Annotated in this window: 13 protein-coding genes; 5 read left to right on the forward strand and 8 right to left on the reverse strand. The window is 42.9% G+C overall.

Features of this window, described 5'->3' with window-relative positions; translation table 11 throughout:
• Positions 1–55 precede the first annotated feature (55 nt).
• The 3 genes from AV939_RS15380 to AV939_RS15390 form a co-directional block, all read right to left on the reverse strand.
• Positions 56–646, reverse strand: a complete 591-nt coding sequence (locus AV939_RS15380) for a hypothetical protein (RefSeq protein WP_061997864.1) — start codon at positions 644–646, stop codon at positions 56–58.
• Positions 647–685: 39 nt separating this feature from the next.
• On the reverse strand, positions 686–1,765 hold the full coding sequence (locus tag AV939_RS15385; protein WP_082746063.1) for an alpha/beta hydrolase: 1,080 nt from the start codon (positions 1,763–1,765) through the stop codon (positions 686–688).
• A gap of 169 nt (positions 1,766–1,934) precedes the next feature.
• The gene (locus tag AV939_RS15390; protein ID WP_057789919.1) at positions 1,935–2,675 is read right to left on the reverse strand and encodes a glutathione peroxidase; all 741 of its coding nucleotides are present in this window, start codon (positions 2,673–2,675) and stop codon (positions 1,935–1,937) included.
• A gap of 494 nt (positions 2,676–3,169) precedes the next feature.
• Between AV939_RS15390 and AV939_RS15395 the strand changes: the two genes are divergently transcribed.
• Positions 3,170–5,311: a GGDEF domain-containing protein gene (locus tag AV939_RS15395; protein WP_061997865.1), complete on the forward strand. Its 2,142-nt coding sequence runs from the start codon at positions 3,170–3,172 to the stop codon at positions 5,309–5,311.
• 11 nt (positions 5,312–5,322) lie between these two features.
• Positions 5,323–5,643, forward strand: coding sequence for a GFA family protein (locus AV939_RS15400; protein WP_061997866.1), 321 nt, complete (start codon positions 5,323–5,325; stop codon positions 5,641–5,643).
• Between the two features lie 226 nt (positions 5,644–5,869).
• Here the strand turns inward: AV939_RS15400 and prsR are convergent, their stop codons facing one another.
• The 4 genes from prsR to AV939_RS15420 all read right to left on the reverse strand — a co-directional run bounded on the left by prsR (position 5,870) and on the right by AV939_RS15420 (position 12,723).
• Positions 5,870–7,231, reverse strand: a complete 1,362-nt coding sequence (prsR, locus tag AV939_RS15405) for a PEP-CTERM-box response regulator transcription factor (RefSeq protein WP_061997867.1) — start codon at positions 7,229–7,231, stop codon at positions 5,870–5,872.
• A gap of 62 nt (positions 7,232–7,293) precedes the next feature.
• Entirely contained in the window at positions 7,294–9,321 is a 2,028-nt protein-coding gene (prsK, locus tag AV939_RS15410) for an XrtA/PEP-CTERM system histidine kinase PrsK (RefSeq protein WP_061997868.1), read from the reverse strand.
• 128 nt (positions 9,322–9,449) lie between these two features.
• A complete protein-coding gene (locus AV939_RS15415) occupies positions 9,450–10,574 on the reverse strand; it encodes a beta-ketoacyl-ACP synthase III (RefSeq protein ID WP_061997869.1) in 1,125 nt (374 codons plus the stop codon).
• 337 nt (positions 10,575–10,911) lie between these two features.
• Entirely contained in the window at positions 10,912–12,723 is a 1,812-nt protein-coding gene (locus AV939_RS15420; RefSeq protein WP_061997870.1) for a choice-of-anchor I family protein, read from the reverse strand.
• Between the two features lie 322 nt (positions 12,724–13,045).
• On the opposite strand from AV939_RS15420, the gene AV939_RS15425 reads away from it, so the two are divergent.
• Entirely contained in the window at positions 13,046–13,840 is a 795-nt protein-coding gene (locus AV939_RS15425) for a M48 family metallopeptidase (protein WP_057789904.1), read from the forward strand.
• A gap of 80 nt (positions 13,841–13,920) precedes the next feature.
• Here AV939_RS15425 and AV939_RS15430 read toward each other — a convergent pair whose 3' ends face one another.
• A complete protein-coding gene (locus AV939_RS15430; protein WP_057789902.1) occupies positions 13,921–14,763 on the reverse strand; it encodes a mechanosensitive ion channel family protein in 843 nt (280 codons plus the stop codon).
• Positions 14,764–15,268: 505 nt separating this feature from the next.
• On the opposite strand from AV939_RS15430, the gene AV939_RS20200 reads away from it, so the two are divergent.
• Entirely contained in the window at positions 15,269–15,433 is a 165-nt protein-coding gene (locus AV939_RS20200) for a hypothetical protein (RefSeq protein WP_156454644.1), read from the forward strand.
• Between the two features lie 152 nt (positions 15,434–15,585).
• Positions 15,586–16,314 carry a 16S rRNA (uracil(1498)-N(3))-methyltransferase gene (locus tag AV939_RS15435; protein ID WP_057789901.1) on the forward strand — a complete coding sequence of 243 codons (729 nt, stop codon included), beginning with the start codon at positions 15,586–15,588 and terminating at the stop codon, positions 16,312–16,314.
• The last annotated feature ends 73 nt before the right edge of the window (positions 16,315–16,387 follow it).

Raw genomic sequence — 16,387 nt, forward strand, 5'->3', positions numbered from 1 at the left:
GCACCAAGGGAATAAAAAGAAAAACGTGGGTGCTATATGCGCCCGCCAGATACAACTATCCTGCGAAAGCGAATTTAGGTGGGCGAAATTGGGAGTTGGGTATAGTGTGAGGGGCTTGGTGGTTTACAAAAAGCACCAAAGGAGCATGAGCAATAACCGCTACCGAGACTTCATTATTTATTACTGCATAAACAGCGGCGCATACGCCTGCAGGGCATTGACACTGAACGTCGCAGCACGAATCAGGTGTGTCACCGTGCATGCTATGTTCCATTGATTTCACAGCTTCTCTGGGAGCGCTTGAGACGCTATGAGTGGCGTGGTCATTTTTTGCGGTTAATTGAATGCTTGAAGGCGTAATTAAGTCGCTTGTCGAAGCGTGACTAGCTGAATGGCACCCACTAGCACTAAATTGCATCGTTTTATTGGCGCGACTATCTGCTGATGAATTGTTCTCAGAATTTGCATCCATAGACATTACATCCATAGACATTGCGTCCATAGACATTGCGTCCACAGACATTAGCGCAGGCTTTGGCATAGCCGTTGGCATAGCCATTCCCGGCGACAATTGAGTCACCAAGGAAATAACCATTACCAATATTACGACATAGCCGCGTCGGTGCTTTTTCAATTTATCTATCATGCCTTAAAGCTTAATCGCATTTGTTATGGCTGTAAAACGCTAGAATTGTTGCGCATAGGTTTTTAGCATCATTGTCATGGTTGAAAATAAAGGGTTTGCTTTTGGTACTGCACATTCTTCGTTTTCATTTACCATGACCTTATTAAACTTCATATCATGTAACATTGACGTATTCACCACAAGGTCGGCGTGGCACAACGCATAAGATGCATCGATAACAAAAAACGTATTAGGCCCTGCGCTATTTTCCATCAGGTTTTCTACACCGTGAATAGGCGTGGTGGCATCAGCTTGAGAGTGCGCAGCAAAAAGAGGCACTTCAATACGCTTGCCGTCTTCGAAGTCGTCGCGGATTTTTTCGATAATATCCATCAATTCCAACCCCGCAAAGCCTGCTACATTTGGATATTTAAAAGGGTTGGGACCGTGGGTGATATAACTACCATCCACAATTTTAGCAACCCACTTGATACCCCAAATACGTGACATACTCTCGGCATTTTCTGAAAGTGCCAATGCACCAGAAAACAACATAAGCCCATCGATGTTGTCACTTGCATCTAGGTACTGATCCGCCGCCAATGCGCCACCAGTAGAAAATCCACCCACAATCAAAGTATCGCCCATATCATCAGCTAACGCGATAACCTCATCGACATGCGATTGCCAACGCTCCGCTAAGTCGCTGTCACTCATTGCACCATCATCATCTCGCAAACCATGGCCAGGTAATAGCGGAACAATAACGTCGAAACCTTCGTTAAATAAAATATTGGCAATTTCTCGCATAAAGAATGGCGAGTCACTAAGCCCGTGTACTAACACGGCCACTTTCTTTGCAGGGGTATCGTGATGCAGCACATAGGGAGCATTACCTTCGTTGCGAAGTACGTTACCACATACGGTGTAGCGGTGCAGTTTAGAAGATTTACATCGCTGGGTTTCGCCCCACTCTTGCTTATAAAAATCAGTAAATTGCGTTAATGCGTCTTGTGTTTCGAGGGAGCTAGCCCCTGCAGCATTAGCGAATAATGTACTTATTAATGTACCTATTAGTGCACAGCACCTTACGGCAAAAGGAAGTATGGATAATTTTGCGAGAGCAAACTTTGAGAGCACGTATATTCTCCAAAAGGCATTACGTTTGGTCAATAATAACAAAATAAGGCCATTAAATAATGGCCTTACACTATTACCGTTACATTATAACGGTATTCTGTTTTAACTACCTACGCTTTAACAGCAAAAGTTGTTCTAGTAAGCGCTTTGTTTCCGTTATTACTTGTATTTAGCTAAAATACAATGCTAAGTCGTCTGACCCACCAATATGCTTACCACCAATGAATACTTGAGGTACCGTGTCACGTCCCGTCACTGCGCTAAGGCTGGTTAACGAGGCATCTTTACCCAGTACAATCTCTTCGTAGTCGTAACCTTTGTCGGTTAACAATGCTTTCGCTTTTGTACAAAATGGGCAATTTGGCTTAGTGAATAGCGATACCGGAGCTTTTGTCTCAGCGCCTGGTGCAATATAAGCAAGCATAGTGTCGGCATCAGAAACCTCAAACGGGTCGCCAGGCACGTCAGGCTCAATAAACATTTTCTCTACAGTGCCATTTTTAACCAACATAGAGTAGCGCCAGCTGCGCTTTCCAAAACCTAAGTCAGCTTTGTCTACCAACATGCCCATGCCGTCAGTAAAATCACCATTACCATCTGGTATTACGGTTACATTTTCTGCTTCTTGATCGGCTGCCCATGCATTCATTACAAATGTATCGTTTACAGATATGCATAGAATGTCATCAACGCCATGCTGTTTAAATACTTTAGCAAGCGCATTGTAGCGAGGTAAGTGCGTAGAAGAACATGTTGGCGTAAACGCGCCAGGAAGTGAAAAAACTACCACAGTCTTGTTACTAAACAATTCTTCAGTAGTTTTAGTTGCCCATGTCTCGCCTTCGCGAACAGGAATAGATACGGAAGGTACTGGTTGACCTTCTTTTGAAATAAAACGACTTTCTGACATAGAGTTCTCACTACGGGCAAATTAATGAAGTTGCTAGGATAGAGAAATCTAAGAAAAAAGAACAGCCTCGGTTCACCCAATCTCAACAAAGGTATAAATTAGCATGCGTAACCTCTAATATTAATGCGTATCAAATCACATTAATACTTTTCAACACCATGTCTCTCGCTATATTCTTATTCTACGTTAGACATTAGTTTTAACTGGTCAGGGAACGATTCCGCCTTACGCTTCCGCCAAATCGAGCTCAAAAATAAGCATAACTGTTTTATTTAATGTGTAAATTCCGATGGGAACAGGTACTCTCTGCGCCGAATTTATACTTTAGTCTAATGCCTGATACGTTATTTCTTCGGGTTGTTCGCCATAATAGTAGTGATACGAATTGACTGCTGATAACGATATTAGTACTTCAGCTTTACTCATAAACTTCCGTCCTTCTTCTTTTTAAAAGAGAAGGCCAATAAATGCGTAGTCGTAAGGAAACTTCTATAATGCCCAGACAGTCGGCTCGGCGTTTTGCCACCAGCATTGTCACCGTTTCGCTACTTTTTGCTCTAGTGGGTTTTTCTTTGCCTATAAAAGCAGTTTCTAATGCCCTTACTCAAACTGTTCAAGAATTCGTTCAAAGCGGGGCTTTCGAAGAAGCCGAGCGTCAAACCCTACTTGCTATTGAACAAGCTCACCAAAGCGGCGTATTGTCGGTAAGTACATTGTCGGCCAGTACATTCTTTGAGGTTGGAGTATTATTACAAAGTGCATCTCGTTTCAACGTTGCAAACGATGCACTGTACGTTGCGTTAGATGGCTTCACCCGCCACGGCCAACTTATTGATATGGCAAAAACCTTACACCATCTTGGTACCGCGCAACGCTTTCTAGGGAACTATGAGCAATCTATTGGCTACCTGCGACGTGCACAATCTATTGCGCAAACACAAGGGATCCTCCCGTTAAATGCGACCATTCAAATGGAAATTGGTCTTGTCCAAAAAGAACAAGGCCAAGTACAAGCGGCACTCTACACATTAAAAAAAGCATTGGGCTTGTTTCGGGTACAACATGACGATAAAAGTACCGGCCAAGGTCTAGCGACTATTGGTGACATCTACGCCACATTAAATCAGTTTTCTGAGGCCAACACCTATTATCAAGATGCACTACAGATAGCGAAAACCAGCGATGATAAGCCGCTTACAGCACAAATATTGGGTAAGATTGGCGCTTTACTATTACTTAAGGGCGATATTGAAGAAGCCTCAGAAGCGCTTAAGTACGCACTAGCCCTTTTAAAAGAGAATGGAGAATCGAGTGAAATCTCCACCACCCAGGCGTGGTTAGGCGAAGCGCTGGTAAAAACCGGCGACACAGAACAAGGCTTAATGCTACTTGAGGAGTCACTCGCGGTAGCGAAATCTACTGGTCAGCAAAAATTACTCCAACAATCTCGCCTCGCACTGGCCAATGCGATGATGTCATTGCAACAATTTGACGATGCACTGGCGTATGCTAAAAATGGCACTATTGAAGCAAGACGGCGTGGTGATTTGCGCAGCCAGTTGAACTTCTTATCGATTCAAGTGAAAGCCTTAGCAGCCAAGGGAGAGTTTAAGCGCGCGTTAGATATTCAGTCGGTGTTACAAAATATAAGAGAAGAAGTGCTAAGTTCGGGTAGCGAGGTTGCTATTGCACAGCTTCAGGCCGAAATAGAAATTGAGCGACAGGCACAGTCAATTCAAGTACTGCAGAAAACCAAACAACTCGCACTGGCTGAGGCCGAACAACTCAACCTGCGCACAACATTGTTTTGGAGCACGTTAATTGCCGGTTTGTTAACACTGTTTCTGATTTGGAGCAGATATACTCAGCGCCAACAAACCATTAGGCTTCGCCGTGAAGTTAAGCAGAGAACGAAAGAGCTTGAACAAAAAAACTCGGAGCTACAAACAGCCTATAAAACCCTTGAGCAAGTCAGTCTTCATGATTCACTGACCGGTTTGTACAATCGGCACTACCTTGAATCTCAATTGCCAGGTGAACTTAAGCGCAGCTCTCATGCAAATAAGCATCAGCAAGGCCACAACGAACGTAACCAAGACCTGCTTTGCTTCTTAATAGACATCGACCATTTCAAGCGTATTAATGACGAACATGGCCATTTAGCGGGCGATAAAGTATTAAGTCAGTTTGCCGATGTGCTTCGTGAAGTTTTCAGGCAAACTGATTTACTCATCCGCTGGGGCGGCGAGGAATTCTTGGTGATATGCCGTCACTCTATGCGAGACGATCTTCCTCAACTGGCTGAACGTTGCCGCGCCGCAGTGAGTGATAAAGTATTTCATATTGACGATACTCGCTCACTTCGTGTTACCTGCAGTATTGGCTTTAGTATTCTTCCCCCTGTTGAACATGTGTCTTTCGAAGAAAGCTGGAAGAGCACCTTTTCAGTGGTTGATTATTGTTTATACGCCACCAAGATGTCTGGCCGTAATGGTTGGATTGGGGTTATTGATACTAATAAAGCCCTGATTGGCGACGTGCAACAAACCCCGCTTGATAAGAAATTTCATTTTAAGCAGTCATACATTTCTACATCATTTAACACGCTGTCGAGCATAAATTGGCCCGATGAGTAGGAGCGTACATTATGTATAAAGGTAGTTGTCAGTGTCAGGCCGTGCAATTTGAGTTGCCTGATATTAGCGAAGATGAATTGGACGTTGAAACATTATCTTGCAGCGAAACGCTAAACCTCACTGTTGCAGGGGCACGTAAGCATCTAATCATAGATTGCGCCCCCTCTATGCTTGGGGAATTACAGCTATCACCAAGCCGTAAACAGTTTTTCTGTAATGAATGCTCCACGCCAATTTTCACAGAAGATGAAGATGGTAACATTGGACTACATGTCGCCTTTTACGGGCATGATTTATTAGCAAAACATCACAGCCAATACCATATCCCCTAAATTGGCAGTCCAGCTTCAATGCTTTAGAAGCCACGACATGAGTTTTGATTCATGTGAGTTGTCGCAACGAAGTTGTCGCAACGAAGTTGTCGCAGTGAAGCTATCGACACAAAGCCGTAACCACGACTTGCATGCTCAACTAAGCTTGTCGTAGCAACAGGCTTTATAGGGTATCGCGCTGAATGATGCGATGCTCAGAACCAAACCGCGCTTTTCCTGATTAATCTCACGCCGAACTTTTTAAGTCATCCAGGTGGTATTTATCAATAAGTGAATACAAGGTTGGACGAGTAACACCTAGCAATTCAGCGGTTTTAGACATATTTTTGTCCGCTTGGTGGTACGCTCTACGAATTGCCTTACTTTCAGCAACCTCGCGTACCTCGCGAAGATTCAATGTTTCAGACTCTCCACTACCATCAACCGCGAACAAACCTAAGTCATCAGGCTGTATAACGGTGCCTTCGGCCATGATCACTGCCGACTTAAGCTTATTCTGCATTTCACGAATATTGCCAGGCCATTTGTGAGCCAGCATGGAATTTATCGCAGATTCAGAAAAGCTCTTTGCCTTAGCATTAAACTCTTCCCGATAAATATTCAGGAAGGTACGCGCAAGCAAGATAATATCTTGATCTCTATCTCGCAGTGGCGGGATCATAATGGGAATTTCACCAATACGATAATATAAATCTTCCCGAAAACGCTCTTCCGCCACCATGGTTTGTAAATCTCTGTGGGTAGCACAGACAACCCGAATATCCACGGGAATTTCGGCTCGCCCCCCCACTCGCTCAATAACACGCTCTTGTAAAAAACGTAGCATTTTGGCTTGCAGCCCGATTGGCATATCACCAATTTCATCTAGAAATAGCGTGCCACCTTGAGCGGTTTCAATTTTACCTAATGTGGTTTTATTGGCTCCAGTAAATGCACCTTTCTCATAACCGAAAAGCTCACTTTCTAGCAAATTTTCTGGAATAGATGCACAGTTAATGGCAACAAACGGTTTATCTTTGCGAGGACTATGTTCATGAATGCTGCGAGCAAACACTTCTTTACCGGTTCCACTTTCACCTAGCAGTAAGGTACTAACATCCGTATTCGCTATTTTTTCAGCTTTACGTACTACCGTTTGAATAGACTCACTGTTGCCAATGATACGGCTCATACCTGTGCGAACTTTGGATAAGATACTGTTTTCAAGCTCTAATTTACCCAAATTAAGTGCGCGATTAACAAGTAACTTTATGGTGTCTGAATCTATGGGTTTTTGATAAAAGTCATAGGCACCAAAGTTTATAGCCTTAAGGGCATTCTCTTTTTCGTTATTTCCGGTGACAACAATGACCTTAGTTCTAGGCGCTAAGGCGATAATATCTTGTAATATTCTCAAGCCTTCAGACGCATTAGCTGGGTCGGGTGGCAATCCTAAATCTAGTGTAACGACTTTAGGCTCATAACGGCGCAGTTGCGCAATTGCCGAGGTATGATCGTCAGCAAAAACAACATCGTAGTCGGTTAAGCTCCACTTTAATTGTTTCTGAATACCTAAATCGTCATCTACCACTAAAACGGTATCTGTCATCAGTTTGTTCCTGTGTTACTTCGTCCGTATCAACATAGGTTGGTTGTCATAGCTCACTTTGCTCAATGAAGCGTGAATGCTAGCGTAAAACAACTTCCTTTCCCTGGTTCACTTTGAACGCTTATTTTACCACCAATAGATTCAATATACGTTTTCGCATCGTACGCACCAATTCCCATTCCTGCATTTCCTTTCGTGGTATCGAAAGGTTTAAACAAGCGGTTTTCGATGAAATCTTGATCCATCCCGGTTCCCGTATCCTCTATCATTACATATTGAACACGGTTTTGGATGTCATGCGTTAATACTATATCTATTTCGCCACTATCTTTGGTTGCTTGCTGCGCATTACTTATTAGGTGATAAAAAACATTGGCAACTTTTTCTTTATCAATTAATACCTGCTCTTCGCTGCTGCAGTGCACTTTTGGAGTGGGAGAAAGCCCCATACATCGATTTGCCACCACATCTTTAAGAATATGCGATAACGAGCACGATGTGTGAGCCCCATCATCATTAATCTTTTTATCGGTTAATTGCTTTAACATTTTATCCATACGCGCTTTGGTATGTTCCAATGTTTCAAATGTGTCTTCAATAAATTCAGGGTTATGTTTATGTTGCTGCGCATTCGCAAGGATCAAATCGACTTGCGCCATTACATTCTTCAAATCGTGAACAACAAACGCAGACATTCTATTGAATGCAGCAAACTGAGCATTTTCTGCCACCAGCTTTGAAGCTTCATGATGGAATACAAACATACTCACTTGCTCGGTAATAGCATTAAGATAATCTCGAACTTCCCAATTTAAGCTCAGTCGTTCATTATCCCCAGCCGCAAGTACAGCAAAACCCCAAATTTCATCATTTTTATAAAACGGCAGGTAAAGCTGATAACCCCAGTCTTTTAAGGTATTTCTGTCGATTTGCAGCCCTTTGTAATGAAATGGCTTGGCCTGGTATTCATGTACATCAATTAACCAGGTATTAGACGCGCAATACTCTGTTAGCGTTCGAATGATGGTTAAATCATCATGGGTGTCTGGTAACGGGTTAACTTGTGCCAACTGCTCGAAGTCGTTATTTACTCGTTTATATAATTTGCCAGAGTCATATTCGATAGCTTCCAGTATGCCGCGAAGTGCACTTTCGTGAACCGTATTAGGTGCATCCATTGAGCTAGAAAGTGTTTTTGTTAGTTTTATCCACTCTACGCGGTAATCAAACTGGTTGGCAAAAAAGTGCTTAGTGATAAAAACCTTACACTTGGTTCTAAATGAATTCGACAAAAATACGGTAACTAGCAAGGCAAGGGACAATACCACCAAGATGGTTTGTACCATGGCGCCCCAATTTCCACCTACGTAGCTGATGGCATACCCAATGATAGCCATAATGAAAAGGTAAGCGCCCGCTACCAGCAATAAAGAGCTATGTAGTACTACATCCCTGGAGATAAATATATCGACGCCCCAGTGCTTTATACGCCGAATGGCAATAACCAAAAATGGAATAAGAAGGAAATAGATATAGCCCCGAGCGGCAATGTAACTAACCTCAACCTGATTCACCATGGTGGCATTGGCGTAAGTAACAAAATCAAAAAGGTGGGTAGCGCCTAAATATAAAATTAACGGCTTATAAGCCCATTGGTCTGCATCCGCTTGACGGTAAATAACTTCCAATAAAATAAGGACTTCAAGCGCCAAAATAATAAGCATAAGATAACGCCACGAAGCATCAATCCACAAGACATGGGGCAGCACTAAAGCTATGCAGCCGGGGAGTAATATAAAAAGGGTCGTGGGGCGGCGCAGAACATCAAACAAATTGGTGAAATTATTTTTTAAACAACCTGCGAGGAAGAGCAACCAAGCCACCTGCCTGATTGCATCAATGGTAAGCAACCAAGAAAGGCTGATGGGACCAAACAGCGCCGTTATCATGCTAGTAGACCAGAACAGCGTAGTGGCTGTGGCCAGTACCAACAAGTGATTGGCTAACCCAGGCTTTCGTACTGCAAAAAGTAATAGCATTAACAGTAAGTAAGCCAAACTGTTAAGGGCATAGCCTATATCTGAAATCATCCCTATTTATTCTCACCCAGCTTTTTTATTGTTTTCGAGGTTCTGTTTCGAAGCTCTGTTTTTGAGGTTCTGGTGCAATCAGGTGGCGCTGACAGTAAACTAGGTTACTGTCAGCTTTAGCTAAAGGCCTACCGTTTTTTTAGTAACAATGACCCAATTGAATAGCCTGCCCCAAAGGAGCACAACACACCAACATCACCGGCCACTAAGTCTTCATGGTTTAAGCCAAAGGCAATAACCGATCCTGCTGACGCCGTATTCGCGTATTCGTCTAACACAATAGGTGCTTCATCAGCGTTAGCATCACGCCCCAACAAACGCTTAATGATTAGCGTATTCATGTTGATATTCGCTTGATGCAACCACCAACGTCTTACGTCAGTTGCCGTTAACTGATGTCTGTTTAAGTGGCTTTCTATGTGACTTGCTGCCATTGGGCAGACTTCTTTAAACACTTTGCGCCCAGCTTGATGAAAGAGCTTGTCTGCACCATATGGGTCTACATCTTCTGTACGTGTAATGTAACCGAAATTTGAGCGAATGTTGTTGGAGTACTTAGTTACCGCGTTGGTACTCATAACATCGTAACTGTGTTCGCTATTCACAGTGTCGGCAGTTTCTAATACCGTGGCTGTTGCAACGTCACCAAAAATGAAATGGCTGTCTCTGTCGGTATAGTTAATTTGCGGTGACACTAATTCAGGATTGATTACCAATACACACTTAGCGTTACCGGCGCTTAGCATTTCGTATGCGCGGTGCATACCAAAAGTGGCAGCAGAACACGCTACTAGCATGTCGAAACCAAAGCCTTCAATACCTAGCGCTTCTTGCACTTCAATTGCAATAGCGGGGTAAGCACGTTGGGTATACGCGCAAGATACAATAACCGCATCAACGTCTTGGGCGGTTTTATTTGCAGAAGCCAACGCCAATTTGGCTGCTTCTACTGCTATTTCCGCTTGGTGAGATAGCGCTTCATCTTCGCGTGCTTCAATTTTTGGTTTCATGCGCGAAATATCAAGCGCGCCTTCTTTTTGGTAAATATACCGGCTTTTAATTCCTGACGCTTTTTCAATGAACTCGGCACTTGAATAAGGTTTTGCAGTAACCTGTTGCGCTTCTATTTCTGCTTTATGCTCTTCGTTATACGAGTCAACATACGCATTATAACTGTCTACCAGTTCCTGATTTGTAATACTGCTTTCAGGGTGCCAAACACCCACACCGCTAACAACGATCTGTTGAGACATCTGCATTCTCTTTTTCTAATATTTCTGTTTAAGCCCTACGGGCATGACATAACGAAGAAATAAGATAAGTGAAATCCGACAGACTGTTAGCAGGCAACCACAATCTGTACTCAGACAATTTGAGCGCTACTGCGCTGCACTTATCGTTTCAATGTTAATACGTATAGTTATAGCTTAACTCAAACCATCCCGTATGTAATCACCGCTCGACGATTTACCCTAGCCACAAAATGTACACGGTTTTTACTTAAATAAAAAAACGGCGCCAAGGGCGCCGTTCCATTATAGGTTTTTAGCTAGCGTTTTTGCTTAGCATTGCCTATCTAGCATGTTTCAATTAGTTTTGAGTAATTTGCCATACCGTTACGGTGCCACTAACTTCGTTACCTACAAGCAACAAAGGAACGCCGCTTGCGCTATCGTCCGCACTTACAAATACTAGGCTTTCTGGCGCCAAGTCGCCAATAACGTCGGTCGCTACTAGGCCTTCTGTTAAGTCACGATTGATAATGTAATCGGCAAATTGCACATCGTAAGGGTTAGTTACATCGTAAACGAATATGCCGCCCATGCGCTCAGTTCCAACAAACGCATAAGTTCTATCGCCAATAACACCAACGGTTAATGCTTCAGGCTCTGGGCCTTTATTCTCAGAGCGCGAATCGCCTGCGTTTTCGTCATCACCATTGTTAAACGATGCACCGTGAACCGAGGCGGTAATACGCTCAAAATCATCACCTGAATCGTAAACCGCTAAGCCGTTTTGATCCCAAATCGTAAATGAACGTGAGCCGTACGTATAAGCGGCGTCATATTCACCGCTTCCATCCACATCACCCATCGCGCTAGTGACACGCAAATTATCTGCTTCCCCAGTCGCTTGTAAGTCAGCAAGTTCAGAGTTCGCCTCTGCCGTTAAGTCTTCAACCTTAACTTCATCGGTGTAAGCTAAACAGCCATCGTCTGCATCAAACTCTAATCCACCTTCACTTAGGCAGGTTGCTTCATCAGCAGAATCAAAGAAGTATTCACGTGCGTCACCTTCGTTAGCAGTTACGATGAAAGTGGCATCTTTCCACGAGTAATTGGCAATAGTATCGGGCTGATACACGCCGTAAAGTCCATCATACTGACCAAAACTCACGCTGCTATCTTCTTGAATATCAATATTCAAATCAGACCAGCTTTTCACACCTAGTCCAACAATTTCTACCGTTAGTTCTTCAAGATCAAGAATCGCTAAACCGTTGTTTTCTTGAAGGCTAACGTACGCAACATCATTAGTCGCCGTGATATATTCTGGTTCTAAGTCTTGAGCCACAGTGGTAGCAATATCAACACCTTTAATCGTGCGGCCACTTGGATTAGGAAACATCATTCCCTGCGCAATTAAGTCGTCTTGACTGCCGTTAAAGCCCGTAAAGCTTACAGAGGTTGCTGTTTCTTCAGGCTCTCCGCTTGCAAGGATATTAATGACCGAAATAGAACCTTCTGGGTCAACCGTGTAATCATCTGAAGGCTCACCTTCGTTAGCCACCAATACTTTCCCGCCATCTGGCGTAAATGTCACCATGTCAGGTAGTGCACCAACAACCACAGAATCTAAAAACACGGGGGCAGAAGTATCTAAGCCATTATAAAAAAGTACGTAGCCGCTGTCGGTTTTCACCTCAGCAGGCACGGCAACGGCCATAAGGTCGCCACTAATAGCAATACTAGTAAGGCTTCCTAACGTTACGCCGTCAATATCAGCAGGTAGCGTAATATTACTCACCGTAAGGTTGGTAGTATTGATTGGGTCGCTCATTGCAGTAGTGCTTACAGTATCAGCGGCAATAACTGCGATGGCGTTGGTGTCACCGTTAGTGGCATAGATAGTTTGGGTGTCAGCATGATATTGCACGATTTCTGCCGACGTTAGGTTACCCAAAAAGGCACGGGCAACAACATCAAGAGAAACACCTAACGATGCATCGCTACCGTCAACGCCATCGGCGCCATCAGAGCCCGCTTCGCCTTGCTCGCCCTGAGGACCTTGGGCACCTGTTTCACCTTGTTCACCATCGTCGCCATCTAGACCACAGCCAGTAAGAGCCGCTGAGATAAGTAGCGCTAAGACGCCGAATTTGAATTTTGACTGCGCAGACATTTAATTTCCTTTTTATCATGTTGTTACGCCAAACCTTAGCTTGCCAACAGGCCTACTCAATTCTCGCCTTTAGCGCGTGAACTAACCTATGACATACAATGCAGATTTAGCTATTATTTTAATTACATCTGTATATAAGCTAGAGCCAGTGTATGACACAAATATTAATTTGGCAAAAGGGTAAATTTACAAATGAATAACACCACAATTTGTAGTATTAATAGAAGCTAATATTGGTCTGCTATTGCGCACTATACGTAACAAATAATATGGGTCGTAACTCACTAATATTTCTCTATTTCGCAAAAACAAGGATTAAAATATGAAATTGAGGTTTACCGCATCAATCGCCGCAGTAGCTCTAGCAGTGACAGCTTGTGCTACATCGCCTACAGGTCGTAATCAAGTACTCTTATATTCTGAGTCTCAATTGGCAGAAATGGGCGACCAAGCATTTAGCGGAATGAAAGAAGAACTCAAAATTTCAAACAAAGCGGTTCAAAATAGCTATGTTGAATGTGTGGCAAATGCCATCACCGCGAAAGTCCCCAACAGTGTGTTCGATGGTACATGGGAAGTGGTGGTTTTTGACGATGAACAAGTTAATGCCTTTGCTTTACCTGGAGGTAAAATTGGCGTTTATACCGGATTATTAAATGTTGCTGAGAACCAACATCAGCTTGCGGCGGTTATCGGCCATGAAGTGGGTCATGTTATTGCAGAACATGGGAATGAGCGAATGTCTCAATCAACACTAATCAATATGGGCACCCAAGCAGCAGGTGCAGCTTTGGCAATGAACGAAGTGTCTCAAACTGCGCCAATTATGGCAGCCATTGGTTTAGGTTTACAAGTTGGGGTTCAACTACCGTTTAGCCGTACCCACGAGTCTGAAGCTGATGTTATTGGTCTTCAACTTATGGCTATGTCAGGCTTTGATCCTCGTCAATCTGTAAACTTATGGCAAAACATGGATGCAGCAAGTAGCGGCGAACGTCCTTTAGAATTGCTTTCTACTCACCCTGCTCCGCAAACGCGGATCAGTAACTTACAAGCAAACATGAACGCTGCGTACAATGATTATCAGGCCTCTGCATATAGACCTAGCTGTGGCTAGTTTATTGCCATCGCCAACGTAAAATAGAGCAAAAAAAAACGCCACATTAATGTGGCGTTTTTGTATCAGAGAATAAAAGATTATTCGCTGTCAGTTTTGTGAAGATGAACATCCATTTGTGGGAATGGAATTGAAATACCTTCTTGGTCGAAACGTAGTTTAACTTGCTCAGTGAAGTCGAACTTAACGCCCCAGAAGTCAGACGCTTTACACCATGGACGAACCACGAAGTTAACGCTGCTATCAGCCAATTCAGAAACAGCAACTGTAGGTGCTGGCTCGCTAAGGATACGCTCATCAGCACGAACCATTTCATTTAGAATTTCTTTTGCTTTACGCAAGTCCGCGTCATAACCAATACCAACTACCATATCTACACGACGTGTTTCTTTCGCTGAATAGTTAGTAATGTTATTGCTGTAAATACCACCGTTAGGAACAATAATTTCTTTGTTATCAGGTGTAGTCATTGTAGTCGTAAAGATACCAATCTTGTTGATTGTACCCGCCGTTCCAGCAGCTTCAACGAAATCGCCTGATTTGAAAGGCTTGAATACAAGAAGCATTACGCCAGCAGCAAAGTTCTTCAATGAATCTTGCAGTGACAAACCAATAGCTAAACCTGCAGCACCTAATATTGCAACAAGTGAGGTTGTATCAACACCAAGCTGGTTTAACGACGCCACGATAACAAACAACATCAAAATAGCGCTTATAATGGCTTCTAAGAAGTCCACTAACATTGCATCGTACTTTGATTTTGCCATTAGACGGCGGAATAAAGATAGAATGAATCCTACAACGATTCGACCAATAACGTAGATGACAATCGCCATGGCAATATTAATGCCCCATGGAATTGCATAATCGTTAATATAGCGTTCTACATCACTCGATGAGAATAATGATAAATTTTCTTCCATAATTTTGTCCTTGTTTTATCAAACATAATAAAGCTGAAATAAGGTAGCAGGCTTTTAGAATTACGCCAACGACTTTGAATCACAAACAGCCATTTTAGGTCAAAAGTCTAATATATACGTGGCCTACAGCGAATAAATGTTATCCTAAAGTCGACTTTTTTCCCGCTAATTTTTTCTTCAAAATTAAATTTCAGCTATTTAAGCGTCTTGTCGTAAATTCGTCATTAGGGTGTCATTTAAGCAACCTAATCTCACTACCTCATCATGTTAATTAGTAACCCAGAAAAACGAATCAGCCATAACGGACTATCGAAAAATTTTACGAGAACTGATGATTTTTTGGTCCAATTGGTGTAAAATTTTCCGTCAAAATAAGCAGGATGCTTTATATAGACTGCAAAGCGCTGAAATACATTCAAAAAGAATGTGAACCGGATATGACGTTAGCAGGTATTGCTATTGTCAATTTTGTACAGCTTAGCAAATAGAATAAAAGGAATAATCTATGTTTTACATTATATTACTGGCAATTATCGTAGCAGCATTGTTCTTGTATTCTTTAAGAACAGATAAAGGTGAACACACCAAGTATGCACGAAAGGACGGGCAAGCAGTACCTCCTCATCAAAACGAAACGCAAAACACCACTTCAACACCTTCGGCAGCTTAACTAGCCCTAGTGCTAATCTAATAAGGCTATCGTAAATCTCGACAAAAATAGCTTTTTACAACGCATTGTAGCGATTTTCAGCTACGATGCGTTGCATCCACTTGCTCAAGCCACGTATCATATCTACATTATCCGCCATTTTTAGTTTCCCAATGCGCATACCAAGAATTTATTACCCTAATCCAATTCCTCTTGAAGAAGAATTTCAGTTAACTGAAGAAGCTGGGCATCATATTGCCAGTGTGCTTCGTTTGAAAGCGAATCATCCCATCGTACTGTTTAACGGTGATGGTAATGAGTACAGCGCACAGATAATTAATGCTCAAAGAAAAAAAGTTTTTGTAGAAGCCGATGCGTGTTTATCGTTGTCCAAAGAATCATCGCTAAATATTCATTTAGGCCAAGGGGTATCTAAAGGTGACCGAATGGATACGGTTCTGCAAAAAAGTGTAGAGCTTGGTGTTACCGAGATCACGCCTATCCTGACCGAGCGATGTACCGTTAAACTAGATGAAGCCCGATGGGAAAAAAAGCTGCTTCAATGGCAAAAGATCATCATCGGTGCGTGCGAACAAAGTGGCAGAAATACTCTTCCCTCGCTTAACCCGCCTATTGCGCTAAACAAATGGTTATCTGAGTCGACCTCGAGTTCACGATTAGTATTGGCGCCGGGTGCAGAAAAGCCGTTAGCGAGACAGCCATACAATACACAAGGTTTTCGACTATTAATTGGTCCAGAAGGCGGACTTTCCGAAGGCGAAATTCATCAAGCGAACGAAAGTGGTTTTACATCATGCAGTTTGGGGCCTCGAATACTACGTACGGAAACTGCAGCCATTAGCTGTATTAGTATTCTGCAAGCCCAGCATGGCGATTTTTAAGTTGGCAGTTTACGCGAGAGCTTTACAGGTTAACTATTAGAAAGTTTGGTTTTTACAATACTTGATCTAAATG

Origin of the sequence: Alteromonas sp. Mac1, assembly GCF_001562125.1 — a bacterium.
In the GTDB taxonomy this organism is placed as follows: domain Bacteria; phylum Pseudomonadota; class Gammaproteobacteria; order Enterobacterales; family Alteromonadaceae; genus Alteromonas; species Alteromonas stellipolaris.